We start from the raw sequence: 23,059 nt of genomic DNA on the forward strand, positions 1-23,059 counted from the left end.
CCGATTCGCTTTTGCCCACCGGCGTCGACTCTCTCTCGATGAGACTCTCCGCCCTCGGCTACGCGTTCGACCTCGACGAGACGCTCGTCGACGCCACGCCCCAGGAACTCCGCGACGCAATCGCGGCGTACGAGCACGGGGACAGCCGCGAACTCGCGCTCTCGGTCGCGTATCCGGACGACTTCACCGGCGAGGTGATGCGGGCGATGGCGGCGATCCCGTACGGGGAGACGCGGACCTACGGCGACCTCGCGGCGGAACTCGACACGAGCGCGGTCGCTGTCGGCGGCGCCTGTGGGCGCAACCCGCTCCCGCTCGTGGTCCCGTGTCACCGAGTGGTCGGCGCGTCGTCGCTCGGCGGCTTCTCCGCACACGGCGGCGTCGAAGCGAAACGCGCGCTTCTCGCCCACGAACGGGGCGAGCCGATTCAGCGGACGCTCGGCTGAGGCGCTCGAATATCAGTTCCGATACCTTCGGCAGCGAGTATTATGTACTCACGGGTGCGTACGTGAGCTAATGGCTCGCTGGCACGCGGTCATCGCCGGCCTCCTCGTCGCGTTCACGATGGAGGCGATCATCTGGGTCATCTCCGGTCGGCTGTCGCTCATCGGTGGACTCGTCGGGAGCGGCGTCGCCGGCTACGTCGCCAGCGAGGAGGTGACCGACGGCGCGTGGCACGGGCTCTTGACCGCACTCTCGTGGGGCATCGTGTTGATCCCCGTCGGCGTGCTCGTGACGCTCACACGGAGCAGTGGCCTGCCGTTCCCCCTGGAGTTCGTGCTCCCGTACACGCGGACGCCCGGCGACGTGACGACGGCCGTCTTACTCCTGGTGACGCTCCCGAACGTTCTCACCGGTGCCCTCGGGAGTCTCGTCCGGATCAGTCACGGGCGCGCGGCGTGGATGCCCGAGGACTGGGCGTGAGAGAGAAACGCGAGAAAGGGCGGACAGGTGGTGCCTTCGAGCGCGGACGAAGCGTTCACACAGGGCGGCGGCACCACACACCCGCGAGGCGCCCTGCGGCGATTCTCAGTGCACATCCGCGGTGGGCCGCGGCTTCGTACAAGAAGGCTCGGGACGGGTCGAGCACTCAGGACGGGTCGAGTGCCCAGGACGGGGAGTACACGTAGCGATGAGTGTCCGCGGTGACGATGTCAGCACGGTCAGGACGCACAGGACGACGCGTGGGACACGGACGCGGACACGGTGAACCGCACCCTCACACCTCCCCAGCCGGCGGCTCGCGCACGGAGCGCGAGCCGGCCCTCGCGCGCTCACTCGCTCACGCCCGTTCGCTCGCTCGTCGCGCGCCGACCGCGTTAAGACAGGTACACCTGACGCGGAACGGGGCGAACTCGGGTCCGCGCTCGGGTGTTGTGCGTCTTTCGCGCTCTTCCGGTCCGCCATTGACACGGAACCAACAGTTTTCCACCCCCCGCGCGACTCCGCGAGCATGGACATCGCCCCGTTCGCGCTCGAACGCTGGTTCGCCGAGGTCGAACACGACGCCGACATCATGCTCGCGGAGTCGGGCATCCGCTCGTTGTCCGCCGACCGCTTCGACACCGACCCCGGGGAACTGGGATACGTCGTCCCGACGAACGGCGACCCCGACCTCCGGGCGAACGTCGCTGGGCGGTACGACCGCGCGCCCGACGAGGTGCTCTGTACCTGCGGCGCACAGGAGGCGAACTTCCTCGCGTTCGTCTCGCTCATGGACGCCGACGCCCACGCGGTCTGTGTCACCCCGACGTACCAGTCGCTCCACGAGTTACCGCGGGCGTTCGGGTCGGTCACGACCGTCGACCTGACGCCGCCGCGGTGGACGCTCGACGTCGACGCCGTCGCCGACGCCATCCAGCCGAACACCCGCCTCGTCGTCCTCAACAACCCGAACAACCCGACCGGGCGGTACCACGCCGAGGAGACCGTCCAGGCGCTGTACGACCTCGCGGCGGACGCCGACGCGTACCTGCTCTGTGACGAGGTGTACCGCCAACTCGCCGAAGAGCGCCTCCCGCCGGTCGCGTCGATGGGACCGCACGGCCTGTCGACGACGTCGGTCACGAAGGCGTACGGACTCGCCGGGGCGCGGTTCGGCTGGCTCGTCGGGGAGAGAGGAGTCATCGAGCACGCCTGGCGGTGGAAGGACTACACGACCATCTCGCCGTCGAAGTTCGGACAGCACGTCGCCCGGCAGGCGCTCGGGCGGCGCGAGCAGACCATCCTGAAGGAGAACCGCGAACTCGTCCGTGACCACCACGCGCTCGTCGCCGACTGGGTCGAGGACAACGGGCTGTCGTGGCACGACCCCGTCGGCGTGAACGGCTTCGTCACCGTCCCCGCGGGGTTCCACGACGGCGAGGCGTTCTGCCGCGCCGTCGTGGAGCGCGAGTCGGTCGTGCTCGCGCCGGGGAACGCGTTCGGCTTCCCCGACTACTTCCGTATCGGCTTCGGCCTCCCCACGACGGAACTAGAGGAGGGGTTGCGCCGTATCGACCGGGTTCTCGGTGCCGCTCGATAGCGAGGAAGGGGAAACAAGGTGAACGACGGGAGGAACGCGGCGTGCATCCTCCGGTCCCATGACAGACAGTCGGAGGCACAAGCGCATCGTGCCCGGGAGCACTGCCGACAGCGCGGTGGGGGGTACGGAAAGGGAATGCCATACGACACCGCGTCGGCGCGGGACACGCATGCGCACTAGACACGACGACTCACTCGGGCATAGTTATAGACAACTTATACCCCAGACGGGGCGGGTATCGACCGTCGAGAAGTGTGAGCCGTCCAGCGCGTCACGCGAGGTCGCCCAGAAGTTCGCTCGTCGCTTGGATCCGCCGCACGAGGGGAGACGGGAGCACCGAGAGGAGCCATCCGGCCGCGTCGTCCCACGCGACGAACAGCGAGAGGAAGACGGGCTGGTCGAGGAAGAACGGACCCATGACGACGACGATGCCGACGTGCATCCCGAACAGGCCGAAGACGAACGGCCAGACGGGGAGGCGTCCCACGTCGGCGACGAGGAGTCCCAGTTCGAGGGCGATAGTCGCGACCGCAATCGCGGCGAGGACGAGCGGCGCGCCGAGCAACAGCGCGCGGAGCGGTGCGGTGAGCGGGTGGGCGGGCCTGAACGCGACGTCGGCGAGCAGGAGGTACGACCCGAGGCTCCGCGGTGCGACCCACGCGAGGAGCGGACCGTGAACGGCCTTGTCGACACCGGCACCGAAGTAGAGAATCGCGACGACGACGAGGGCGAACCGGAGCGCGTGCATCGGGACCGGCGTCGGTTCGAGAGACGACAAGCCATCGTCGTCCCCCGCTGCGTGGCCGAACCGCGCTCGTCTGTCGACGGGACCGGGTCGTGCCCGTTCGCCGGCGTAGAGGCCGAAGCCGACCAGCAGGACCGACGCGACGAACAGCGATTTGACCCCGCCGTTGGGTGAGAGCGAGAACAGCACCAGCCCGAGGTGTGCGACGAGGAGCGGTTCCACCGCCGTCCAGTGCGTGGACCGATGCCGTATCGGCCACGCCGAGACGACGACCCAGGGGAACGAGAGGAGCGTCCAGACCAGATAGCCACCCAGGAGGAACCGGGCGACGGTGAGGTTGAACGACGACGCCCTCGTGGGGTGACGGACGTAGTTGACGGCGGGGCTCATCGTCATCGAACGCCCTGTAGACGGGACGTCGCGTCGGGCGTGGCGGGCCGGCGTTCCACGGCACCGTGGCGTCGGAGCGGGGGAGCGTCGACCAGAAACACGACGCCCGTGACGACCAAGAAGTCCACGAAGCACGAGAGAAGGAGGGCGTGCCGGAGCGGAGCGGCGAAGAGCGACCCCGAGAGAACCGCGAGCAACCCCACCACCGCCAGGGCGAGAGAGACACCGAGGAGCCGCGACGGCACGAGACGCATCCCCCGTCGTGACGCCAACGGGAGCCGTTAGTTATCGCGTGGGTAGCGGACGGTCAGTCGAGCGTTAAGCCGCCGTCTCGCCGGGGGTTCGAACGGCACGCGAGGGGTCACGAGTGGGCCGACAACGAGCAACGACGGCGTCGGTGCGACGTCCGAAGCCCGACGAGACGGACACCGTGACCGGGGTCGGCTACCCGCACGTCAGGGGCGTCGCGCGAACGTTAACACCAGCTTATCCGAGCCAGCGAGCACCCTTCTCTCGCCACCGACGTTCCAAACGGTTTATACTGCCCTCGAAAGAACGCACACCTATGGCGAAAGAGCAGAAGCAGGTCCGGGAACTCCAAGAGGGTAGCTACGTCATGATGGAGGACTCACCCTGCAAGATCAACGCGTACTCGACCGCCAAGCCGGGTAAGCACGGAAGCGCCAAGGCGCGCATCGAAGGGAAGGGCGTCTTCGACAACAAGAAGCGCTCGCTCTCTCAGCCCGTCGACGCGAAGGTCTGGGTGCCGATCATCGAGCGCAAAGGCGGACAGGTCCTCTCCGTCTCGGACGGCGAGATGCAGGTCATGGACCTCGACTCCTACGAGACGTTCACCATGCGCATCCCCGACGGTATCAGTGCGAGTTCCGACGACGAGATCGAATTCCTCGAGTACGAGGGACAGCGTAAGATCGTCCGGTCCTAGCGGTCGAGCCGCATGTTCCCCGGGACGACCGCCGAGCGCGACGCCGCCGACTACGTCGTCGTGGGCGCGCCGCTCGACGTCTCGACGACGTTCCAGCCGGGAACGCGGTTCGGACCCGACGAGATTCGGAAGTTCGCCGAGCCGTACGACGACTACGACCACCGAACGGACCAGTTCTTCACCGAACTCGGCGTCGCCGACGCTGGCGACGTCCGCGCGTGGGACGACGCCGAGGCGTACCTCACCTTTCTCTCGGGGACCCTCCGCGACGTCGTCTGGGACGACGCGGTCCCGCTTCTCCTCGGCGGGGAGCACACGGTGAGCTACGCCGGCGTCGAGGCGACCGACCCGAAGACGTTCGTCTGTCTCGACGCTCACCTCGACCTTCGAACCGAGTACGACGGCAACGAGTGGAGCCACGCCTGCGTCACCCGGCGCGTTCTCGACGTCGTCGACGAGGCCGTCGTCGTCGGGGCGCGGACGGGGTCCCCCGAAGAGTGGGAGCGAGCGGAGGAGGAGGACGTGACCGTCGTGCCGCCCGAGTCGGTGCGCGAGTGGCTGGCGGGGTTCGACAGCGACGGGCCGGTGTACCTCAGCGTCGACATCGACGGCGCGGACCCGAGCGTCGCTCCCGGGACGGGGACGATGGAGCCGTTCGGCCTCTCGTCTACCCAGATGCGCGACGCCGTCCGGGCGGTGGCCCCCGCCTGTGTCGGCTTCGACGTGGTCGAGGTGAACGACCGCGACGACGGCCAGGCCGCCGCGCTCGGGGGAAAGCTCCTCCGCGAGTTCGTCTACGCCCACGCCGCGAGCAGCGGGTCGGCCCCCGACGACGGCGGGCGCGCGGACCGACCGGGTGACTGATGGCGAATCGTTGGCACGCGCGCTACGCGTCGCCGGGTGAGCATTGCTCGTGAGGTGACTCCCGCGCCGAACGGCCACGAACCGCAAGCAGAAGGTCTACCCCAATGGCGACGCTGTCTTCACCCGTGCGAACATCCACGCTAGTCCTCGCGCTCGGCGTACTGCTCTTCGCCCTCCCGCTCCCCGGGACGTTCATCGGCGGCGGACTCGTCCTGCTCGCCGGCGGACTCGCCCGCTGGCTCGGGGTCTGAGGGGTTCGAAACCAGCCGAGACGTACAGATACAAACGCCCTGAACCCGAGGGTCGACGCATGGAACTCGCCGAACTGGTCGACCGCTACGACGAGAAGCTCAGGACCGACGCGTACGCCGACATCGACGCGAGTGCGAACGGCCTGCAGGTCGGATCCGGAGGGAGAGAAGTCGAGCACGTCGCCGTCGCCGTCGACGCCGCGACGGCGACCATCGACGAGGCGACGGAGGCGGGCGCGGACGTCCTCGTCACCCACCACGGACTCTCGTGGGGCGGCATCGAACGGGTGACCGGCCGGGCGTACGACCGCATCGCCCGTCTGGTCGACGCCGAGACGGCGCTGTACGTCTCACACCTCCCGCTCGACGGTCACCAACAGCTAGGAAACGCCGCCGGTGTCGCGGAGTTCCTCGGTCTCACGGAGCGAGCGCCGTTCGCGACGCTGGGCGGCGAGCCCATCGGCCAGCGGGGGCAACTGTCGACGCCGCGGTCGCCGCGGTCGCTCAAGGAGGAACTCGACGAACTCCCACAGGGGGGCGAGGAGACCCGGCTGTTGTCGTTCGGCCCCGAGGAAGTCGAGGAGGTCGGAATCGTGACCGGGAGCGGCGCCGACTTCCTCGACGACGCCGTCGCGGCAGGCGTCGACACGCTCGTCACGGGCGAGGGAAAACAGCAGGTGTACCACCAGGCGCGGGAGTCGGGAGTGAACGTCCTCCTCGCGGGCCACTACGCGACGGAGACGTTCGGGGTGCGCGCGCTCGCGTCGCTCGCCGCGGACTGGGGGCTGGAGACGACGTACGTCGAGCACCCGACCGGGCTGTGAGCGCCGAAAGCGTCGTGGTCGACTGAACAGGACCGGGACGTTCAAACGCCGGCCCGCCACATCCCCACTCATGAGCGACCACGACGCCCCAGAAGCCGACGAGGAGGGCACAGGAGAACACGAGGGCGACGGAGTCGGACAGAGAGAGACGTTCCAGGAGAACCCCATCGGCCACACGCGGGTCCGCGCGGGGATGACGGTCGGCGAACTCGTCGACGAGTACGGGAAGGCGGGCATCGGCGCCGCGGGCGTCGAGCGGGCGGTCGACATCTACGCCGAGATGCTCGACGACGACGTGACGAACTTCTTCGGCCTCGCGGGCGCGATGGTGCCGACCGGGATGCGCCAGGTCGTGGTCGACCTCATCCGCGACGGCCACGTCGACGCGCTGGTGACGACTGGTGCGAACCTCACCCACGACGCCATCGAAGCCGTGGGCGGCAAGCACCACCACGGGAGCGTCGGGCCGCACGACCACCGCGTGGAGGAGCGGACTGACGCGCCGAGCGAGCGCGACCACGACGAGCGCCTCCGCGACGAGGGCGTCGACCGCATCTACAACGTCTACCTCCCCCAGGAACACTTCACGCTGTTCGAGAAACACCTCCGTGCGAACGTCTTTCCGAACGTCGAGCGGACCGTGACGATTCAGGAGTTCACCGAGGAACTGGGTCGGGCGAACCTTCAACAGAACCGCGAGCGCGACGTCGACGAGGACGCCGGCATCGCTGCGGCGGCGTACGACTGTGACGTTCCCATCTACGTGCCCGCCGTCCAGGACTCCGTGCTGGGTATCCAGGCGTGGATCTACGGCCAGACCTCCGACTTCGCGCTCGACGCCCTCGGCGACATGTCGCACCTCTCAGACCTGGCGTTCGCTGCCGACTCCGCGGGCGCGATGGTCGTCGGCGGGGGCGTTCCCAAGAACTACGTCCTCCAGACGATGTTGACCGTCCCCGACGCGTACGACTACGCGGTGCAGTTGACGATGGATTCGAGCGACACCGGGGGGCTGTCGGGCGCGACGCTCGACGAGGCGCGGTCGTGGGGGAAGTTGGAGAAAGACGCGCGGAACGTCACCGTCGTCGCCGACGCGACCATCACCCTCCCGCTGGTGGTGGCCGCCGCACGCGAGCGAGCGGGCGAGTGATCAGAGGGAGTCGCCGACGCGTTCGAGCGCGTCGAACCCCTGCGACTCGCCGTCGAGTTCGGGGACCCGCCGGACGGGGTGGTCGAAGCGGTCGTCTATCTCGTCGAGGCGTGCCGCGTGCCGTTCGGCGTCGCGCCGACACCGGGCGCAGGAACAGCCATCGGGATTCTCGAAGACGCGGTTCACCACCAGGGAGTCGACGGCGATGTCGGCCTCCGAGAGTCGTGCGATCAGCCGCTCGGCCTCCGCGATGGCCATCCGCTCGGGCGTGAGGACGACGCGGAACCGTGTGCGGGAGGGGTCGCGCAGGAGCGTGCCCACGTCGGCGACGCGCTCTTGGAGCGACGCCACCTCGTCGCTCGTTCCCCCCGACCCCCAGTACGCCGCCGGACCCATCACCATGCTCTTGGCCGCCCGTCCTGCTCGTCTGACCCGACGCTGGACGTCGCCGGCGACGCCGAGCGTCTCCGCGAGGACGTCGGGCAAGTCCAGAAGGCGAAGGGTGTGCCCGGTCGGGGCCGTATCGAGGACGACGTGGTCGTAGTCGCTCTGAGCGTAGCGAGCGACGTACTCCAGCGCCGCGACTTCGTCGCCGCCGGGGACGAGGCCGGCCTCGAACAGGCGTTCGAGGTCCTCGTCGGAGAGTCTGAGCCCCGCGTCCCTGAACTCGCCGGCGAGCGCCTCCACGACGCGGCGGTACGCCTCCTGTCCGGTCTCGGGGTCGACCTCGACGGCGAAGAGGCCGGGAGAGACTTCGACGGGGTCGCCGCCGAGGTCACGCTCGAAGACGTCGCCGAGCGAGTGCGCCGGGTCGGTCGAGACGACGAGCGTGCTGTCCGCCCGGGCCAGCGCGAGGGCGTGCGCGGCCGCACAGGTCGTCTTTCCGACCCCTCCTTTCCCGCCGTACAGCACGACGTCGCTCGCAGTCGCGGTCGCTGCCGGGTCAGTCATCACCGTCCATTCACACCGACGGACTACAAATCAGGGGGTCGGTGTCGGGTCTCGTCGCAGAAGCCGTGTCAGGTCGCGCCACGGCTACTCGTCGGGCGCGCGGTAGCCCTCTGCCGCCGGGCTGTAGTCGACGACTTCGACGGCGCCGAGCGTGAGCGCCTCGGGGTGGTACTGCCCGTCGGGCGAGTGGTAGCCGGCGGCCTCCAAGAGCGCGGAGACGACCGCCTGGTCGTCGGCCTCGACGCCGACCGCGTCAGCGACCCGGTCGACGCCGTGGTCGGGACAGTAGAGGTCCTGAATCTCCCAGGTGAACCCCTCGTACTCGCGGAGGGCGACACAGACCTCGTCTCCGACGGTGCGGTCGGCGGGGTCGCCGGCGGCGGCACAGACCGCACAGCGGACGCTTCGGTGAGAGAGGTCCTGACGGACGGCGAGGCTCTCGACGACCAGCCCGGTGAGTTCGCGTCTGAGGTCCGCCTCGGTCCGCGGCGGGAGCGCCATCGAGAGAGGGAGGGGCGCGGGCGGGAAAGAGCCTATCGGCCGACCTCGACAGAGGTGGTTCCCGGTCGCCGAGAACGGATGACAGCGTTCTTCCCGTCCGACCCCCTCTCCCCGAACGAGACTGATGTACGACGACATCCTGCTGCCGACGGACGGGACGGAGTCGATGGACGACGTCTACCGGCACACGCTCGACCTCGCGCGGCGACACGACGCGACCGTCCACGTGCTCTACGTGGTCGACGACCGCGCCTTTCTGACGCTCGCGCCCGACCTCGTCGACGACGTGGTCGACGAACTCGAAGGCGAGGGGAGCGAGGCGACCGCCGCCGCGCGAGCGGAACTGGAAGACGAAGTCGAGACGAAGGCGGTGCTCCGACGCGGCGACCCCGCCGAGGAGATACTCGCGTACATCGACGAGGCCGGCATCGACGTCGTCACGATGGGCACCCACGGCGCGAACTACCGGCAGAACATGGTCGGCAGCGTCTCCGCTCGCGTCGTCGCCAACGCCCCCGTCCCCGTGCTGACGGTCAACGTCAACGGCGACGGCAGCGACGAGGGGTGACGGCTCGGGCACGACGGCCCGAACGAGATGAGACCCCGGAAGCGGGACAGAACGGAACGGAACGAGGGCGAATAGGCTCCGAGACACACACGGGCGAGAGCGTTATCCGTGCTCTTGTCGTCCTTTCGAGATGAAATGGCGACGAATCCGGGGGTGAGCGTCGTCGGTGCGAGCGTACCGAGCGGTGCCGAGTCGGACGGACAGCCCACGACCGAGGCGCTCTGTTCTGTCGACGGCTTCGAACTCTGCCGAACGCGCCTGTCGCCGGGGGCGTCCTCGGGATGGCACCACCACGGGGAACACACCGTCTACGGCGTCGTCCTCGACGGTCGGGCACGACTGGAGTTCGGGCCAGGGGACGCCGACGGGTTCGAGGTGGGACCGGGGGATTTCTTCCGGATTCCCGCCACCGTCGTCCACCGGGAAGTGAGCGACGAGGAGGCACAGGTCGCGCTCGTCGGCTTCGCCGGCGCGGGACCGCTCGTCGTCGACGCCGATTCGCCGGAGGGACCGCCGGCGGCGCATCCGAGAGTCGCCGGCGACGCCGACCTCGTTCCGACGGGGATGCTGAAGGGCCTCACCCGACTGACCCCCTTCCCCGACGCGGCCGTCCAGCAGGTGCGCGGGCACGCCGCGGGGGCCGTCGAGTCGAACTGGCACCACCACGGCGACAACCACGTCTTCGGCTACGTCGTCGAGGGTGAGGGGTACATGGAGTGGGGGACCGGCCCGGACGACCGGGCGCTCGTCCGGGCGGGCGAGTGCTTCCACCTCTCTCCCGAGGTGGTCCACCGCGACGTCAATCCCAGAGACGCCGACCAGCGTTACCTGCTGTGGCTCACGGGGTCGGAGCCGCGGACCGTGCCGGCCGCGGTGCCGGAGGGATAGTCCCGTCCTCGACTCTGCCCCGAGAGCGAACCCGTTTTGTGGATAGCCTCGACACGTGAGAGTATGGACCGGACGTGTCCCGTCTGCGGAGGCGACGTCGTCGCGTTCGTCGACCTCCCGGACGATGTGCGCGAGCGACTCGAAGCCGACCCCGACAGACAGCGACAGTCCGTCTCCCACCGACGGAAGAAACACACCGCGTGCCCCGATTGTGAGCTAGAGGTTCACGGCTGCGGACAGCCGTATGCGGTGCCCGAGCAGGTGCAGGGAAGGCAGTGAAAGGGACGCGGGCGGACGGAGCAGAAAGTGGTTTGTTTCGGGCGGGTCGAGAGTCGACCGGCCGATGACGAACGTCCGCTCCGAACCGGGGTGGCACCCGGTCGTGACGAGCCCTATGAGTGCCGAGGCCACCCCGTCACACTCGCGAGAACGTGAAAACCGGTCGAGGACCGCGGTCGACACCTGCTGAAAGACTCACTGCCGACGCTACGACGGCGTCGTGTCGTCGACAGCGGTCTCCAGAAGGTCCAGAAACCCGCTCTCGTACCGCTCGCCGACGTGGTTCACGTTCCAGAGTCCAGCGTCCCGAATCTCACGACTCCGGCTGTACCGACCGAGCCACCCGTCCCCTCGTGAGTCGATCGACCGCTTCTCGAAGTTGCTGAGAAGGGCGATAGCGTTCCGTTCGAGGTACGCCCGGTCGCTGTCGGCACTCGGTTCGTCGTCGAGGTTCACCCAGAGGAACGGCTGCTCCCGGACGTAGGTACTCACACGCCGTTCGAGGATGTACTCCTCGTCGCGGACCACGGACCGCTCGCGCCCGATGCTCGACCAGCGCTCGTCCCAGTCCGGATAGTCGTCGGTCAGGTCGTGTTTCTCGATAATCGCCTCGCCGACGCGCTTGCGATACACGGAACCGCGGTGGTTGCCCCCGTGAGGGTGGTCGGAACTTCCGCTGCCCGTACCGTAGTGTTGTTTCAGTCTATCCCAGAGCGACGTGCTGCTCCCTTCGGACACGCCGTGTGTCCCGACGCGGGTGACACGCAACTGGCCCGTCGAGTCGCGTGTTTCGCCCGGTTCGAGGAAGAAGTAGACGCCGCGGTCGGGCCAGTCCATGTACCCGGTGCTGTTCTTGAGTTTCCGTGTACCGCCGACTCGATGCGCGAGGTCGTCGAGCAAGTCGTAGAAGCGGTCGAGGTCGTTTCGGCGGGCCATCTCTACTGGGGCCGTCTCAGTCGGGCATAAAGAGCTTCACCACTCGGTGTGGGTCACGTCGCGGGGGACGAGGCGCGAGAGCGCAAACAGGTGGTATCGGTACGAGAGGGAACCAACAGAACGAGGTGCCGTTGACAGCAGAGACCGGACTCTCCCCGTGCGACGCGAAACGGCCACAAAGAGTGAGCGGCGAAACGGGTGGGTCCGACGGGTCAGCGCCGTCGGAGGAGGCGGCGTCCCTTGCGAACGATACGTCGTCGGACGCGGCGCGGAAGCCGTCGCCACGTCCGCATCGCCTTGGAGAGTTTTCCCATCGAGTGGCACCTCCATCCGCGACCCGCATCGACTCTCGCTCGACACGGGCCCCCGCAGCTACCTCGCGGGGTGTCTTAACGCTGCGGCCTGCAAGCGTCGCTCGCCAGACTCACCCGCTGTCGGACCGTTCCTCGGGCGGGACGAACGGCCCGACCGAGACGGTGTGGCGGGCGATGGTGGCCGCCCGGAACACGTAGGCGATGAACACGGCGAGCGGCGCCACGATGACGCCGACGCCGAGACTGAAGACGAGCGGGAGCCACTCCACCGGGATGGTGACGGAGTCGGGACGGTAGATGAGCGCCATCGCGATGCTGGCGGCGAGGGAGACGAGGCCGCTGTAGGCGACCACGCGGGAGAGTCGGGCGAAGTCCTGCTGCAGCGAGAGCGTCTTGAAGAACTGGCGCGTGACGGCGATGGACTCCAGGAGGTCCTCGATGGCATCGAGTTCCGCTTCGGCCGCGTCCGAGAGACGGTCGCCGTACGCGTTCCGGAGGTGTTCCGTCGCGGTCATGTTCCGGGCGTATTCGGTCCCCAGAATGACCTCAAGCACGTTCACGATGGCCGTCTGGCTCTCGATCTGTTCGGCGATGCTCTCGCCGTAGGCGGCGATTCCCGACGCGTACTCTTCGACCGCCCGTGGCTGGTCGTGGTCGGCGTCTTCGAACGCCGAACCGAGGCGGGTCGCGCGCTCGGTGAGCGTCTCCGCCACGAGGTTGAGAAACTCCGCCGGGTCGTTCGGCACGGCCGGTTCTCCGGCGTGTTCGCGGATGCGACGGCGGAGGTCACGCGTGCCGCTCAGCTGGTCGAACAGCTCGTTCGGGGAGCCGAACACGCGGGAGAGGATGAGCTGATTGATCGACAGCGCGATGGTCACGAGCGTCACCGTCCCGGAGATGAGCCCGCTCGCGAAGGCCGACGCGGCGGCGCTCCCGGGTCCGATAGCCAGCACCCCGGCTCTGGTCAGCGTGAAGAAGAAGGCCACGACGGCCGCAACGAGAATCGCCGCGACGGCGATGCGGTTCCCCACGAGAACGAACCAGTGCGCCGCTCGGTCCCCGATACCGTCGATGTTCTGGACGGAACTCGCGGTCGTCACGTCGTCACTCATAGCGCTCTTGAGTGGAACCGCTCACCGTTGAAGAGACGGTCGGTCGAAACACGTGATCGTTCCCTCGAGACGTGGCCGCATAGACGTACCCCCTGCAGTCGCCGAGGGCGTGAGGTGGCCAGAGGCGTGTTCAGGGAGCGGGCCACACCGCTCACACGGCCATCGCGTTCGGCTCAGCGCGTCAGCGCGTGCGCCACGCTCCGCATCGCGCCCCGCACCTTGCCGATGAAGGCACTACGCGTATTCGACGACCGCGAGAACTGCCCAAGAGATGAGTAGCAGCTGTCGAGCGGTGCGACGTACGCGTATCGGCCGAGACTCCGGACGGCGACGGAGCGCAGAGACAACTGTCCCGCGGACGCCCGAGACGACGGGAGTGAGGGACCGATGAGCGCGCTCGACGACAGTTCCGCGGAGGTCGTCGTGGTCACGGGCGCGACGTCGGGTGTCGGACGGGCGGTCGCCCAGACGTTCGCGGGCCACGGCGCGAAGGTCGGACTGCTCGCTCGCGGACGGGACGGCCTCGACGCCGCCGTCGAGGACGTCGAAGCCGCCGGCGGGGAGGCGCTCGCCGTCGAGACCGACGTGACCGACTTCGACCAGGTCGAGGCGGCGGCCGACCGGGTCGAAGCCGAGTTCGGCCCGATCAACGTGTGGGTGAACAACGCGATGACGACCGTCTTCTCGCCGTTCGGCGACGTCGAGCCCGACGAGTACAGCCGGGTGACGGACGTCAACTACCACGGCACCGTCTACGGGACGCGGGTCGCCCTCGACCGGATGCGACCGCGGAACGCCGGCTCCATCGTCCAGGTCGGGTCGGCGCTCGCGTACCGCGGCATCCCGCTCCAGTCGGCGTACTGCGGGTCGAAACACGCCGTCCAGGGGTTCACCGAGTCCATCCGGACGGAGTTGCTCCACGACGAGTCGGCCGTCGACCTCACGATGGTCCAGCTCCCGGCGGTGAACACGCCGCAGTTCGAGCACAGCCGGTCACACGTCGACAAGCACCCCCAGCCGGTTCCCCCCATCTACCAGCCGGAGGTCGCCGCCGACGCCGTCCACTGGGCGGCCCACAACGACCGCCGGGAGGTGTACGTCGGCTACCCCGCGGTGAAGACCATCTGGGGGAACAAACTGCTCCCGTCGTTCGCCAACCACGTCCTGGCGAAGACCGGGTTCGACTCGCAGTTCACCGACCTGCCGTACGATCCGGACCGGCCCGACAACCTGTTCGATCCGGTTCCGGGCGACCCCGGTGCACACGGCCCGTTCGACGACAGGGCGGCCGACGACAGCCTCCAGTTGAAGCTCACGAAACGCCGTGACGAACTCGGTGCGGGGGTCGTCCTCGCGCTGGTCGCGGCCGCTATCGCGTGGGTGGCCCGCGAATGACGGACGAGGACCACACGCCGCCCGGGTGGGATCAGAACCCCTCGGCGTGGTCGGAGCGACTCCCGCTCGTCGCGCTCGCGCTCGTCGGCGTCGCCATCTCCGTGTACCTCTCGCTGTTCCAGTTCGGAATCACGAACAGCGTCTGGGAGCCGTTCTTCGGCGACGGGAGCCGGACCATCCTGACGTCGAAGACCTCCCACGTGCTGCCGATTCCCGACGCCGCCCTCGGTGCGCTGAGCTACCTCCTCGACGCCGTCACGGGCGTCATCGGCGGCACGGAGCGGTGGCGGACGCGCCCGTGGGTCGTCATCATCTTCGGGATGGCCGTCGGTCCACTCGGTGGGGTGAGCGTCCTCCTCGTCATCCTCCAGCCGGTCATGTACGACGCGTGGTGTACGCTGTGTCTGCTGTCGGCGCTCGTCTCGCTCGCGATGATCAGCCCGGCGCTGGACGAGATGCTGGCGAGCCTCCAGTATCTCCGTGCCGTCTACGAGAACGACGGCTCGCTCTGGGCGGCGCTCTGGAAGGGGACGCGCCGCGAGTCCACGACCGGAGGGAGCGCCTGAGGATGCTCGACACCCTCCGAAACGCGTGGGCGCAGGTGCTGAGCATGTTCCTCGGATTCTGGCTGATGGCCGCACCGGCGGTCCTCGCGTACGGCCCGCCGGCGGCCGACGTTCACCGCATTCTCGGCCCCATCGCGGCGGCGTTCAGCCTCATGGCCATCTGGGGGCACATGCGCCCGCTCCGCTGGACGAACGTCCTCTTCGGCGGCGCGCTCGTCGTCGTCCCGTTCGTCTTGGGCTTCCCGACGGTGGCGACCGCCAACAGCGTGTCCGTCGGCCTCATCGTCGCCGGTCTCGCGTTCGTCCGTGGCACGGTCACCGAGGAGTACGGCGGCGGCTGGTCGTCGCTCTGGACCGGGGACATCGCCGGTGGGAGGGACGCGTGGCTCGACCGGTCGCGATGACCGTCGGCCGGTGACCGCTGACGACCCGTCGGGGCCGCGAGCCGAGCGCCCGAAGGGTCAGTCTGACCGCTCTTCTTGGACGAGCGTCGGCGTCCCCAGCGGCCCGACCGTCGCCCAGTCGTACTCGGCCTCGTAGAGGTAGAGCGCGCTGTTGAGCAGGCCGAGGTGGCTGAACCCCTGCGGGAAGTTCCCCAGGAACTCGCCCGTCTCGGGGTCTATCTCCTCGGCGAACAGGCCGAGCGGACTCGCGTACTCCAGCAGGTTCTCGAAGAGGTCCCACGCCTCGTCGGTCCGTCCCGTGATCGTGAGCGCGTCGACCAGCCAGAACGAACAGAGGACGAACGCGCCCTCCTCGCCGGGGAGGTCGTCGTCCTCGTACCGGTAGACGAGTCCGTCGTCGGTCATGAGATGCTCCATCACGGCGTCTATCGTCCCCTCGATACGGGGGTCGTCCACCGGGAGGAACCCCATAACGGGGATCAACAGCGCCGTCGCGTCCATCGTCGACCCGTCGAACGCGCGCGTGAAGCTGTTCAACTCCTCGTCGAACCCGTGTTCGAGGACGGCCTCCTTGATCGCCGTCCGACAGTCGCGCCATTCGTCGAGCGGTGCCTCGCAGTCCTCACGCTCGGCTAACTTTATCGCGCGGTCGACCGCAGCCCAGCACATCAGCTTCGAGTGGACGAGGTGTCTCGGCTCCCCGCGGAGTTCCCAGATGCCGACGCCCGGGTCGTCCCAGTGGTCGCAGACGTACTCGGCGACCCCCCACATCGCCTCCCAGTCCTCGTCCGGCAGTTCGTCGAGCGACCAGAGCCGCTGGTAGATGCTGATGGCGAGTTCGCCGTACACGTCGAGTTGCTGCTGCTCGGCCGCCTCGTTACCGACCCGGACCGGCCGGGAGTCGCGGTAGCCGCGGAGGTGGTCGAGTTCCTCCTCTTCGAGGTCGGTGTCGCCCTCGACGCCGTACAGCGGCTGGACCGCCGCCGTGTCTCCCTCCAGGGTGCGTTCGAGGAAGCGGTGGATGTAATCTTCCGCCTCGGAGACGTGTTCGAGGTTGGTCAGCGCGCGGACGACCCACGCCCCGTCGCGGAGCCAGGTGAACCGGTAGTCCCAGTTCCGAACGCCGCCGACGTCCTCGGGGAGCGAGGTCGTCGGGGCGGCGACGATGCCGCCCGTCTCGCGGTACGTGAGCAGTTTGAGGAGGAGTTCGGAGCGAACCACCAGGTCGTGGGCCGGGCCGCCGAAGAGACACTCCGACTCCTCACAGGAGTGCACCCAGTCGCGCCAGTAGTCGACGGTCGTCTCCAGCAGGTCCTGACAGTCGTCGGGCTCCGACGGCGCGCGCATGCTGTACCGCAGGACGAACCAGCGCTCCTCGCCTTCGGAGAGGTCGAACTCGGCGTGCGCGGTGGCTCCGTTTCCGACCTCGGCCTCCGTCTCCGTCTCCGTCTCCCTCTCCGTCTCTGCCCCCCGATTCGTCGCGGTCGACCCGTCGGCCTCGCGCTGGCCGTCGGCGGTCACGTCGAGTTCGACGGGCGAGACGAGCGTCGCCTGTCTGCGGTCGTTCGTGGCCACGGCGCCCGCTTCGATCTCGTCCACGGCCGTCTCCGAGCGCGCGTAGTCGTACCGGGGTTCGAACGCCACGCCGAGTTCGACCGAGCCCTCGGTGCAGGCGACCTTGCGGTACAGTCCGCGCAACTGTGGCTCCTCGACGCGGTCGGCCTCGACGACGGGCATGAAGTCGGTCACCGTCGCGGTTCCCGACTCGGTCTCGAACGTCGTCTCCAGGACGTTCGTCCGGTCGAGGTACGCCTGGTCGGTCTCGAACGCGCCCGTCGGCGTGATGGCGAACCGCCCCCCGCGCTCGGGGTCGAGGATGCGCGCGAAGACGCTCGGCGAGTCGACGTACGGGAGACAGCACCAGTCGATGGAGCCCTCCCGGTTCACTAGCGCGCACGTTTCGAGGTTCCCGATGACGCCGTACTCCCGCAGGGGCGTGAACGCGTCGTCCATTCGTTCCTACCGAAGACGCCGGTATCGAAAGTAACCCATCCTTGCATGCTGTGCGGCCCCGACCGGGTCGGCCCGCCCCGCGCCGTCGTAGTCGTCCCGAGCCCCGACGGATTCAGTTCCGACGACGGAGACGCGACGCGACGAGTTCGAGCGGGGTCGGCAGCGGCCGGCGAGAACGGCGTCGCCGAACCGTTCACGACGCCGTTAAGTGACTGTCGTCCGACAGTTTAGCCGATGTCCGACAGTCCGAACGAATCCGACGGCGTCGAACGGACGACCGATCACACGCTGCTCCGGAGCGTCATCGAAGAGCACGGCGGCTATCCCGCTCACGCTCCCCACTCCGAGGGAGAGGGCGACCGGGGGCTCCTCCGCATCGGCTTCCGCGACGACGACGAGGACCTCAAACAGCTCTCGTGGGAGGAGTTCTTCGACGAGTTCGACGAGAAGGACCTCGTCGGCGTCTACTCGACGGACGGTTCCGGCGTCGAGGGCGACCGACCGGTCGTGCTGCGCGAGCGGGACCACGTCGACGCCGAGATGTGAGTGTGACGGGACTCGTATGCGCACGCAGGGCGGGGGGAGACGACGGCAACGCGGAGTCTCGGCCACGACACACCGCACGAGACGGGCGCACTGGGGTCGAGTGACGGGCGGAAAGCGAGGGAGGACCCTCGCTTCGTCTCTGCGCGCGCAGGCGTGCCGTACAGGGGATTCGGGCTCCGAACACCAGGCGGTCGCACCATGACCGACGCAACCAAGCAGCTCCTCGTCGAAGGGGTACAGGAACTCTACTACACCGAACAGCAGCTCGTCGACGCGCTCGAGACGCTCGCCGAGCAGACGTCCGACGAGAAGGCCCGTGAGGCGTTCTCCGAGCACCGGGACGAGACACAGCAGCAGGTCGAGCGACTGGAGCAGGTGTTCGAGGCCATCGGTGAAGAGCCACAGACGAAGACCGAGCGGGTCGTCGACGCGCTGATCGACGAGCACGAGGACTTCACCGAGGCAGACCACGACGACGACGTCCGAGACCGGTACCACATCGCCATCGGTCAGAAGACCGAGCACTACGAAATCGCCGCCTACGGCAACGTCACGTCCCTGGCCGGCAAGCTCGGCTACGACGAGGCCGCCGAACTCCTCGAGGAGACGCTTCGCGAGGAGGAGGAGGCGCTCGACGAACTCTCACAGATCGGCGAGCAGTTCGACCAGCGAGTCGTCGCCGAGTAACGACGCGTTCTCACCGTCTCACGCGATCACCGTTTTTTTTCGTTCGACCGAGGGAGTCGCGCATGTCGGCGGCGTACGGACGTGCCCGCTCTGCAAGGGCAAGCAGTAGAGATACCCCTCTCACTGAGAGAAGAGAACCCATGCAATCCCCAGGACATCTCGGGGTCGCGCTGCTGCTCGCAGCACCCGCCTGGCTCCTGTTCAGCCAGTTCAAGGCGGGGCTGGCCTTCTCGGCCCTCGCTGCGCTCACGGCGATGTTCCCCGACATCGACCTGTACGTGATGCGGTACGTCTTCATCGAACACCACGGGCTGTTCCACAGCCTCGTGTTTCTCGTTCCGGCGGCGCTCGTCTTGGGCGCCGTCGTGGCCGGCGGGTATCTCCTCGTCAGCGACGACGGCCATCCCGCCCTCTCCGTCTACGCGTTCGTGACGGTGGCGCTGTTCACGGGGATGTTGGCCCACCTGGTCGGCGACGTGCTGACGAGTCCCGACGTCGCCCCGCCGATCAAACCGCTCTACCCAGTCGTCGAGCAGCGGTTCGTCCTCGACGCGGCCTTCGTCAAGGCGAACCTGTGGAACCTCGGGCCGCTCGCGCTCGGGCTCGTGACGCAGGCGGGACTCGGAATCAGGAGGTACCTCCAGTGATGGACCGACGGACGTTCCTCACGACGGCGGCGCTGGCGACGGCCGGCCTCGCCGGCTGTTCCTCCTCGACGCCGTCGGGAGACAGCGGCGACAACAAGCCGGGCGGGCAGCCGACGAAGACGCTCACCGACCAGCCCGTGCCGGGCGAACAGCTCGCCTACGGCGAGACGCTCGACCTCCCGCGGGTGAGCGTCACGATGTCGAACCCGCGGACGATGAGTCGCTACCAGTGGCACCACGTGGACGAACCACAGCGGACGGAAGTCGCGGAGGCGGGCGAGGGGAAACAGTGGCTCAAGGTCGACCTCCGCGCCGAGAACACGGTCGACCGGGTGGTCCGCCTCCCGCTCACGCTCGACTTCAAAGGGGTCGTCGGGGAGACGGTCTACCACCCCGGGCGGAACAAGAGCCCGCAGGCGAAGTACATCGGCGGGAAGGTGCCGTCGGGAACCGTCCGCGAGGGCGCGATGACGTTCCTCGTACCGGAGCGGGTGACCACCGACCAGTTCCGCGTCCACTACAGCGAACACCGACCGAGCGGGAAGAAACAGGCGTGGTGGTCACAGCAGTCGTAACGCGCTCGGACTGACGTCGGTCTCACGGGGGAGTCCGAACTGGGAACGCGCGCCACGCAGGGGAGTGCTGCAGGGGCCGCCCGAGCGAGTAGCGAGCCGTTAGCCCGGATAGCCACACCCTACCTTTCCGGGCGGGCGACGAGGGGGAACCATGCGTTCACACCGCTTGCGGCGTCTCCGGCGACGACCCGGCACCCGCCCGAGGGTCGAGGCGGCCGTCGTCGGAACCGGCCCGAGCCCCCGGGACCCGTCCGTGTCGGGACGGGCGATGGGGTATCACCACGCCGCGGGCTATCGTCGACTGCGGGGCGTCGACCTCGTCGCGTGCGCGGACCTCGTGCCGGCGCACGCGCGCCGGTTCGCCGCGAACGTCGGCATCCCCCCGTCGGGCGTCTTCACCTCGACGGCCGAGATGCTCGCTCGGACCGAACCGGACGTGGTGAGCGTCTGCGTTCCGCCCGCGGCCCACGCGGACCTCGTGGTCCAGTGTGCGCGCGCAGCCTCGGTCCGAGCCGTCCACTGCGAGAAGCCGATGGCGACGACGTGGCGCGACTGCGTCCGGATGGTCGAGGTGTGCGAGGCAGAGGGCGTCCGGTTGACGTTCAACCACCAGCGGCGGTTCTCCGTGGTCACAGAGCGGGCGAAGCACCTGCTCGACGAGGGAGCCATCGGCCGACTCGTCCGGGTCGAGATGGGGGGCAGGAACCTCTTCGACTACGGCACCCACCTGTTCGACCTCTGTCGACTGTTCACCGACGGGGAGCCCGTCGAGCGGGTACACGCGAACGTCGACTACGCCCGGGAGAATCAGAGATACGGGGCACCGCAGGAGACGTGGGCGCTGGCGCAGTGGCGGTACCGCAACGGCGTGGTCGGCCTCGCGTCGACCGGAGACGGATCGCTCCTGAACTGTCAGCTCCGGCTGGTCGGCCGCGAGGGGACGCTGGAGGTCGGCCGCGACGGCGGACCGCCGCTGCGACACAGACGGCGCGACGAGGAGGAGTGGACCGTCGTCGACACGCGTCCGGACGCGGTCAACGGTCCCGTGAGCGGGTGGGGGCTCGTGACCGAAGTCGCCCGTCGGACCGGGGTGCTGCAGCCGGGAACGCCGACGCCGCGGTGGCTTCCGGGGACGCTCGTCGAGCGCGCCATCGCCGACGTCGTCGCGTCGGTCGACGACGGAGAGCCCTCGCCGCTGTCGGGAGCGAGCGCGCTCGCGTCGACGGAACTCGTCTTCGCGTGCTGGGAGTCGGCCCGTCGGGGGAAGGCGGTCACACTCCCGCTCGACATCGAAGAGAACCCGCTCGAAGCGATGATCGCTGCGGGACGGTTCGCGCTCGACGGAGCAGACGGAACCGACGGGGCGACCGGAGCGGGCTGACCGGGTGCGCGAACACGCAGGTGAAAGCAGTGGCGACAACGACCGGCGTGTCGACTAGGCGAATAGTACACCAATCGATGGACAACGCAGACTCCGGTCGCGCCGACGCGACGTCGTCCTCGGGAGCACCGTCGACGACGTCACGAATCAGGTCGACGCCGACGTGTTCGTCGATGAAGGTCGGCGGCACGGACGGCGATGCCGACGGCGCGTCGGTTCCATCCTCCTCCCGTGGGTCGACAGCGCCCACGCCGAACTCGCTGCGGAGACGGCTGCAGCGGTCGCCCGAACGACGGGCGGGGGGACCGATGTGGTCCGCGTCGTCGACGAAAACGACGACCGGGAGGCGGCACGGGTGTCGCTCGCCGATGCCGAGTCGATGCTGGCCGAACAGGACACGGCGTTCGAGGGTACCGACCTCGACGTTCGGATCCGACTGGTCGAGGGCGACGACGTCGAGGAGACGCTGGTCGCCGAGGTGGCCGACCACGACGTGACGACCATCGGCGCGTCGCGCGAGGGCGTCCTCCAGCGGCTCGTCTTCGGGGTGATTCCCCAGGGGGTCGCCGACCGCATCGACCACACCGCCATCATGTGCCGACGGAACGTCGGCGTCCCGTCGCGGCTCAAGCGGTTGTTCGGCTGAATCGACGGGGTTCTCGGGTGACCGAGCGCCCGTCCGACCACCGCGCAGGGGCGCACCGAACGTTCAAACGTCCTCACGACCGTTACCGAACGTGTCCATCTCCGTCGATCTGCACGCACACACACGGTTCTTCCACGGCTTCGACCCCCTCGCCCGCGTCTACGACCCGCTCGGGGCGCGGATGCTGGCGCGGGTCGCCCGGCGCCGCGGGCTGGACGCCGTCGCGACGACCAACCACGACTACTACCGCGACCTGAGCGGCGGGGCGGACAGCACATCGCTCCTCCCGGGGAACGAGGTGTCGACGTCGCACGGTCACGTCCTGGTCGTCGGACCGTCGCCGCCGAAACTGACCGAGGAGGGGGAACTCTCCCCGAGCAGGTCGTCGACATCGCCCACGCCCGCGGGTGTGCGGCGATCATCGCGCACCCGTTCCGGAACAGCACCGTCCGGGAGACGGACGCCGCGTTCGACGCCGTCGAAATCAACGGCAAGGGGACGGAGTCGCCCTCCCGCGTCCGTCGCTTCGCCGAGGAGCGCGGCCTGCCGCTCGTCGGGGGGAGCGACGCACACCTCCCCATCGAGGTCGGCCGCGCGTACACCGAGGTGTACGACGCCGAACCCACGGCCGAGGGAATCGTCGACGCCATCCGCGACGGGCGGGTGGAAGCGCGCGTCGAACACAGCCCGTCACAGCGGTTGCTCCGGGCGATGTACCGCGTCCTCCACAGCCAGAAGGGCTGGCTCGACGACGAGGGGGAACGACCGCCCGGCGTCGGCGAACCGCCGGGCGAACGGGAGAACCGTGGCGGGTCGCTCCCGGCCGACGGGGAGCGGGGGGGACACGCCGACACGACGTCGTCCGGGTCGTTCTGACGGGCGGTTCCGGTTCGGAGCCGTGACGGTCGGGCGACTGGCCGTGACGACGGCCGACGCAGCGGACTCGGCGGTCGAAA

27 protein-coding genes and 1 pseudogene are annotated in these 23,059 nt (G+C 68.7%); 21 read left to right on the plus strand and 7 right to left on the minus strand.

What is annotated here, in order from left to right:
- The first annotated feature begins 38 nt into the window (after positions 1–38).
- The 3 genes from C2R22_RS16820 (at position 39) to C2R22_RS16830 (ending at position 2,524) form a co-directional block, all read left to right on the plus strand.
- Positions 39–446, plus strand: coding sequence for a methylated-DNA--[protein]-cysteine S-methyltransferase (locus C2R22_RS16820; RefSeq protein ID WP_103426789.1), 408 nt, complete (start codon positions 39–41; stop codon positions 444–446).
- Between the two features lie 70 nt (positions 447–516).
- A complete protein-coding gene (locus C2R22_RS16825; protein WP_103426790.1) occupies positions 517–924 on the plus strand; it encodes a DUF5518 domain-containing protein in 408 nt (135 codons plus the stop codon).
- A gap of 529 nt (positions 925–1,453) precedes the next feature.
- Positions 1,454–2,524 carry an aminotransferase class I/II-fold pyridoxal phosphate-dependent enzyme gene (locus C2R22_RS16830; RefSeq protein WP_103426791.1) on the plus strand — a complete coding sequence of 357 codons (1,071 nt, stop codon included), beginning with the start codon at positions 1,454–1,456 and terminating at the stop codon, positions 2,522–2,524.
- Positions 2,525–2,795: 271 nt separating this feature from the next.
- On the opposite strand, the gene C2R22_RS16835 is transcribed toward C2R22_RS16830, so the two are convergent.
- The gene (locus tag C2R22_RS16835) at positions 2,796–3,659 is read right to left on the minus strand and encodes a hypothetical protein (protein WP_103426792.1); all 864 of its coding nucleotides are present in this window, start codon (positions 3,657–3,659) and stop codon (positions 2,796–2,798) included.
- A gap of 2 nt (positions 3,660–3,661) precedes the next feature.
- Positions 3,662–3,913 (minus strand): hypothetical protein, encoded by a 252-nt coding sequence (locus C2R22_RS16840; RefSeq protein ID WP_103426793.1) that lies wholly within the window; start codon positions 3,911–3,913, stop codon positions 3,662–3,664.
- A 311-nt stretch (positions 3,914–4,224) separates the two neighbouring features.
- Here C2R22_RS16840 and C2R22_RS16845 point away from each other — a divergent pair, with 311 nt between their 5' ends.
- The 5 genes from C2R22_RS16845 (at position 4,225) to C2R22_RS16860 (ending at position 7,694) form a co-directional block, all read left to right on the plus strand.
- A complete protein-coding gene (locus tag C2R22_RS16845) occupies positions 4,225–4,605 on the plus strand; it encodes a translation initiation factor IF-5A (protein ID WP_103426794.1) in 381 nt (126 codons plus the stop codon).
- 12 nt (positions 4,606–4,617) lie between these two features.
- Positions 4,618–5,469 carry an agmatinase gene (speB, locus tag C2R22_RS16850; RefSeq protein ID WP_103426795.1) on the plus strand — a complete coding sequence of 284 codons (852 nt, stop codon included), beginning with the start codon at positions 4,618–4,620 and terminating at the stop codon, positions 5,467–5,469.
- 125 nt (positions 5,470–5,594) lie between these two features.
- Positions 5,595–5,720, plus strand: coding sequence for a hypothetical protein (locus tag C2R22_RS27035; protein ID WP_281259245.1), 126 nt, complete (start codon positions 5,595–5,597; stop codon positions 5,718–5,720).
- Positions 5,721–5,779: 59 nt separating this feature from the next.
- Positions 5,780–6,544: a Nif3-like dinuclear metal center hexameric protein gene (locus tag C2R22_RS16855; protein ID WP_103426796.1), complete on the plus strand. Its 765-nt coding sequence runs from the start codon at positions 5,780–5,782 to the stop codon at positions 6,542–6,544.
- 70 nt (positions 6,545–6,614) lie between these two features.
- The gene (locus tag C2R22_RS16860; protein ID WP_103426797.1) at positions 6,615–7,694 is read left to right on the plus strand and encodes a deoxyhypusine synthase; all 1,080 of its coding nucleotides are present in this window, start codon (positions 6,615–6,617) and stop codon (positions 7,692–7,694) included.
- Here the strand turns inward: C2R22_RS16860 and C2R22_RS16865 are convergent, their stop codons facing one another.
- Both C2R22_RS16865 and C2R22_RS16870 read right to left on the minus strand, forming a co-directional pair.
- Positions 7,695–8,645, minus strand: a complete 951-nt coding sequence (locus C2R22_RS16865) for an ArsA family ATPase (RefSeq protein ID WP_103426798.1) — start codon at positions 8,643–8,645, stop codon at positions 7,695–7,697.
- A gap of 84 nt (positions 8,646–8,729) precedes the next feature.
- Positions 8,730–9,146: a hypothetical protein gene (locus C2R22_RS16870; protein ID WP_103426799.1), complete on the minus strand. Its 417-nt coding sequence runs from the start codon at positions 9,144–9,146 to the stop codon at positions 8,730–8,732.
- A 124-nt stretch (positions 9,147–9,270) separates the two neighbouring features.
- Between C2R22_RS16870 and C2R22_RS16875 the strand changes: the two genes are divergently transcribed.
- From C2R22_RS16875 to C2R22_RS16885, 3 genes are all read left to right on the plus strand, one after another.
- On the plus strand, positions 9,271–9,714 hold the full coding sequence (locus tag C2R22_RS16875; protein WP_103426800.1) for a universal stress protein: 444 nt from the start codon (positions 9,271–9,273) through the stop codon (positions 9,712–9,714).
- 135 nt (positions 9,715–9,849) lie between these two features.
- Positions 9,850–10,602: a cupin domain-containing protein gene (locus tag C2R22_RS24690; RefSeq protein ID WP_109745701.1), complete on the plus strand. Its 753-nt coding sequence runs from the start codon at positions 9,850–9,852 to the stop codon at positions 10,600–10,602.
- Positions 10,603–10,665: 63 nt separating this feature from the next.
- A complete protein-coding gene (locus C2R22_RS16885; RefSeq protein ID WP_103426801.1) occupies positions 10,666–10,881 on the plus strand; it encodes a hypothetical protein in 216 nt (71 codons plus the stop codon).
- Between the two features lie 207 nt (positions 10,882–11,088).
- Here C2R22_RS16885 and C2R22_RS16890 read toward each other — a convergent pair whose 3' ends face one another.
- Both C2R22_RS16890 and C2R22_RS16895 read right to left on the minus strand, forming a co-directional pair.
- Positions 11,089–11,817 (minus strand): hypothetical protein, encoded by a 729-nt coding sequence (locus C2R22_RS16890; RefSeq protein ID WP_103426802.1) that lies wholly within the window; start codon positions 11,815–11,817, stop codon positions 11,089–11,091.
- 424 nt (positions 11,818–12,241) lie between these two features.
- On the minus strand, positions 12,242–13,243 hold the full coding sequence (locus C2R22_RS16895) for a hypothetical protein (protein WP_103426803.1): 1,002 nt from the start codon (positions 13,241–13,243) through the stop codon (positions 12,242–12,244).
- Between the two features lie 387 nt (positions 13,244–13,630).
- On the opposite strand from C2R22_RS16895, the gene C2R22_RS16900 reads away from it, so the two are divergent.
- Genes C2R22_RS16900 through C2R22_RS16910 form a run of 3 tightly spaced genes read left to right on the plus strand, consistent with a single transcriptional unit; the run spans position 13,631 to position 15,608 of the window.
- Positions 13,631–14,638: an SDR family oxidoreductase gene (locus tag C2R22_RS16900; protein ID WP_103426804.1), complete on the plus strand. Its 1,008-nt coding sequence runs from the start codon at positions 13,631–13,633 to the stop codon at positions 14,636–14,638.
- Complete coding sequence (locus C2R22_RS16905) at positions 14,635–15,204, plus strand: vitamin K epoxide reductase family protein (RefSeq protein WP_103427722.1); 570 nt, start codon at positions 14,635–14,637, stop codon at positions 15,202–15,204. Before C2R22_RS16900 ends, C2R22_RS16905 begins: the two co-directional genes overlap by 4 nt.
- Positions 15,205–15,206: 2 nt before the next feature.
- Complete coding sequence (locus C2R22_RS16910) at positions 15,207–15,608, plus strand: SPW repeat domain-containing protein (protein ID WP_103426805.1); 402 nt, start codon at positions 15,207–15,209, stop codon at positions 15,606–15,608.
- Between the two features lie 57 nt (positions 15,609–15,665).
- Here C2R22_RS16910 and C2R22_RS16915 read toward each other — a convergent pair whose 3' ends face one another.
- Positions 15,666–17,621, minus strand: coding sequence for a glycoside hydrolase family 15 protein (locus C2R22_RS16915; RefSeq protein WP_103426806.1), 1,956 nt, complete (start codon positions 17,619–17,621; stop codon positions 15,666–15,668).
- A 234-nt stretch (positions 17,622–17,855) separates the two neighbouring features.
- On the opposite strand from C2R22_RS16915, the gene C2R22_RS16925 reads away from it, so the two are divergent.
- The 7 genes and pseudogenes from C2R22_RS16925 (at position 17,856) to C2R22_RS27545 (ending at position 22,979) form a co-directional block, all read left to right on the plus strand.
- The gene (locus C2R22_RS16925; protein ID WP_103426808.1) at positions 17,856–18,167 is read left to right on the plus strand and encodes a hypothetical protein; all 312 of its coding nucleotides are present in this window, start codon (positions 17,856–17,858) and stop codon (positions 18,165–18,167) included.
- Between the two features lie 198 nt (positions 18,168–18,365).
- Positions 18,366–18,854, plus strand: a complete 489-nt coding sequence (locus tag C2R22_RS16930; RefSeq protein ID WP_103426809.1) for a YciE/YciF ferroxidase family protein — start codon at positions 18,366–18,368, stop codon at positions 18,852–18,854.
- 140 nt (positions 18,855–18,994) lie between these two features.
- Complete coding sequence (locus C2R22_RS16935; protein WP_162562549.1) at positions 18,995–19,501, plus strand: metal-dependent hydrolase; 507 nt, start codon at positions 18,995–18,997, stop codon at positions 19,499–19,501.
- Positions 19,501–20,076: a hypothetical protein gene (locus C2R22_RS16940; protein ID WP_103426811.1), complete on the plus strand. Its 576-nt coding sequence runs from the start codon at positions 19,501–19,503 to the stop codon at positions 20,074–20,076. Before C2R22_RS16935 ends, C2R22_RS16940 begins: the two co-directional genes overlap by 1 nt.
- A gap of 151 nt (positions 20,077–20,227) precedes the next feature.
- The gene (locus C2R22_RS16945; protein ID WP_103426812.1) at positions 20,228–21,457 is read left to right on the plus strand and encodes a Gfo/Idh/MocA family protein; all 1,230 of its coding nucleotides are present in this window, start codon (positions 20,228–20,230) and stop codon (positions 21,455–21,457) included.
- Positions 21,458–21,620: 163 nt separating this feature from the next.
- Complete coding sequence (locus tag C2R22_RS16950; RefSeq protein WP_103426813.1) at positions 21,621–22,103, plus strand: universal stress protein; 483 nt, start codon at positions 21,621–21,623, stop codon at positions 22,101–22,103.
- Positions 22,104–22,200: 97 nt separating this feature from the next.
- A pseudogene (locus C2R22_RS27545) lies at positions 22,201–22,979 on the plus strand (PHP-associated domain-containing protein).
- The last annotated feature ends 80 nt before the right edge of the window (positions 22,980–23,059 follow it).

Origin of the sequence: Salinigranum rubrum (assembly GCF_002906575.1) — an archaeon.
In the GTDB taxonomy this organism is placed as follows: domain Archaea; phylum Halobacteriota; class Halobacteria; order Halobacteriales; family Haloferacaceae; genus Salinigranum; species Salinigranum rubrum.

Coding starts and splice junctions, on each gene's coding strand:
- C2R22_RS16895 (WP_103426803.1), bottom strand. CDS start 13,243: ATGAGTGACGACGTGACGACCGCGAGTTCCGTCCAGAACATCGACGGT.
- C2R22_RS16915 (WP_103426806.1), bottom strand. CDS start 17,621: ATGGACGACGCGTTCACGCCCCTGCGGGAGTACGGCGTCATCGGGAAC.
- C2R22_RS16840 (WP_103426793.1), bottom strand. CDS start 3,913: ATGCGTCTCGTGCCGTCGCGGCTCCTCGGTGTCTCTCTCGCCCTGGCG.
- C2R22_RS16845 (WP_103426794.1), top strand. CDS start 4,225: ATGGCGAAAGAGCAGAAGCAGGTCCGGGAACTCCAAGAGGGTAGCTAC.
- C2R22_RS16825 (WP_103426790.1), top strand. CDS start 517: ATGGCTCGCTGGCACGCGGTCATCGCCGGCCTCCTCGTCGCGTTCACG.
- C2R22_RS16925 (WP_103426808.1), top strand. CDS start 17,856: ATGTCCGACAGTCCGAACGAATCCGACGGCGTCGAACGGACGACCGAT.
- C2R22_RS16865 (WP_103426798.1), bottom strand. CDS start 8,645: ATGACTGACCCGGCAGCGACCGCGACTGCGAGCGACGTCGTGCTGTAC.
- C2R22_RS24690 (WP_109745701.1), top strand. CDS start 9,850: ATGGCGACGAATCCGGGGGTGAGCGTCGTCGGTGCGAGCGTACCGAGC.
- C2R22_RS16835 (WP_103426792.1), bottom strand. CDS start 3,659: ATGAGCCCCGCCGTCAACTACGTCCGTCACCCCACGAGGGCGTCGTCG.
- C2R22_RS16935 (WP_162562549.1), top strand. CDS start 18,995: ATGCAATCCCCAGGACATCTCGGGGTCGCGCTGCTGCTCGCAGCACCC.
- C2R22_RS16900 (WP_103426804.1), top strand. CDS start 13,631: ATGAGCGCGCTCGACGACAGTTCCGCGGAGGTCGTCGTGGTCACGGGC.
- C2R22_RS16830 (WP_103426791.1), top strand. CDS start 1,454: ATGGACATCGCCCCGTTCGCGCTCGAACGCTGGTTCGCCGAGGTCGAA.
- C2R22_RS16860 (WP_103426797.1), top strand. CDS start 6,615: ATGAGCGACCACGACGCCCCAGAAGCCGACGAGGAGGGCACAGGAGAA.
- C2R22_RS16930 (WP_103426809.1), top strand. CDS start 18,366: ATGACCGACGCAACCAAGCAGCTCCTCGTCGAAGGGGTACAGGAACTC.
- C2R22_RS16945 (WP_103426812.1), top strand. CDS start 20,228: ATGCGTTCACACCGCTTGCGGCGTCTCCGGCGACGACCCGGCACCCGC.
- speB (WP_103426795.1), top strand. CDS start 4,618: ATGTTCCCCGGGACGACCGCCGAGCGCGACGCCGCCGACTACGTCGTC.
- C2R22_RS16875 (WP_103426800.1), top strand. CDS start 9,271: ATGTACGACGACATCCTGCTGCCGACGGACGGGACGGAGTCGATGGAC.
- C2R22_RS16885 (WP_103426801.1), top strand. CDS start 10,666: ATGGACCGGACGTGTCCCGTCTGCGGAGGCGACGTCGTCGCGTTCGTC.
- C2R22_RS16855 (WP_103426796.1), top strand. CDS start 5,780: ATGGAACTCGCCGAACTGGTCGACCGCTACGACGAGAAGCTCAGGACC.
- C2R22_RS16870 (WP_103426799.1), bottom strand. CDS start 9,146: ATGGCGCTCCCGCCGCGGACCGAGGCGGACCTCAGACGCGAACTCACC.
- C2R22_RS16890 (WP_103426802.1), bottom strand. CDS start 11,817: ATGGCCCGCCGAAACGACCTCGACCGCTTCTACGACTTGCTCGACGAC.
- C2R22_RS16910 (WP_103426805.1), top strand. CDS start 15,207: ATGCTCGACACCCTCCGAAACGCGTGGGCGCAGGTGCTGAGCATGTTC.
- C2R22_RS16940 (WP_103426811.1), top strand. CDS start 19,501: ATGGACCGACGGACGTTCCTCACGACGGCGGCGCTGGCGACGGCCGGC.
- C2R22_RS16820 (WP_103426789.1), top strand. CDS start 39: ATGAGACTCTCCGCCCTCGGCTACGCGTTCGACCTCGACGAGACGCTC.
- C2R22_RS16905 (WP_103427722.1), top strand. CDS start 14,635: ATGACGGACGAGGACCACACGCCGCCCGGGTGGGATCAGAACCCCTCG.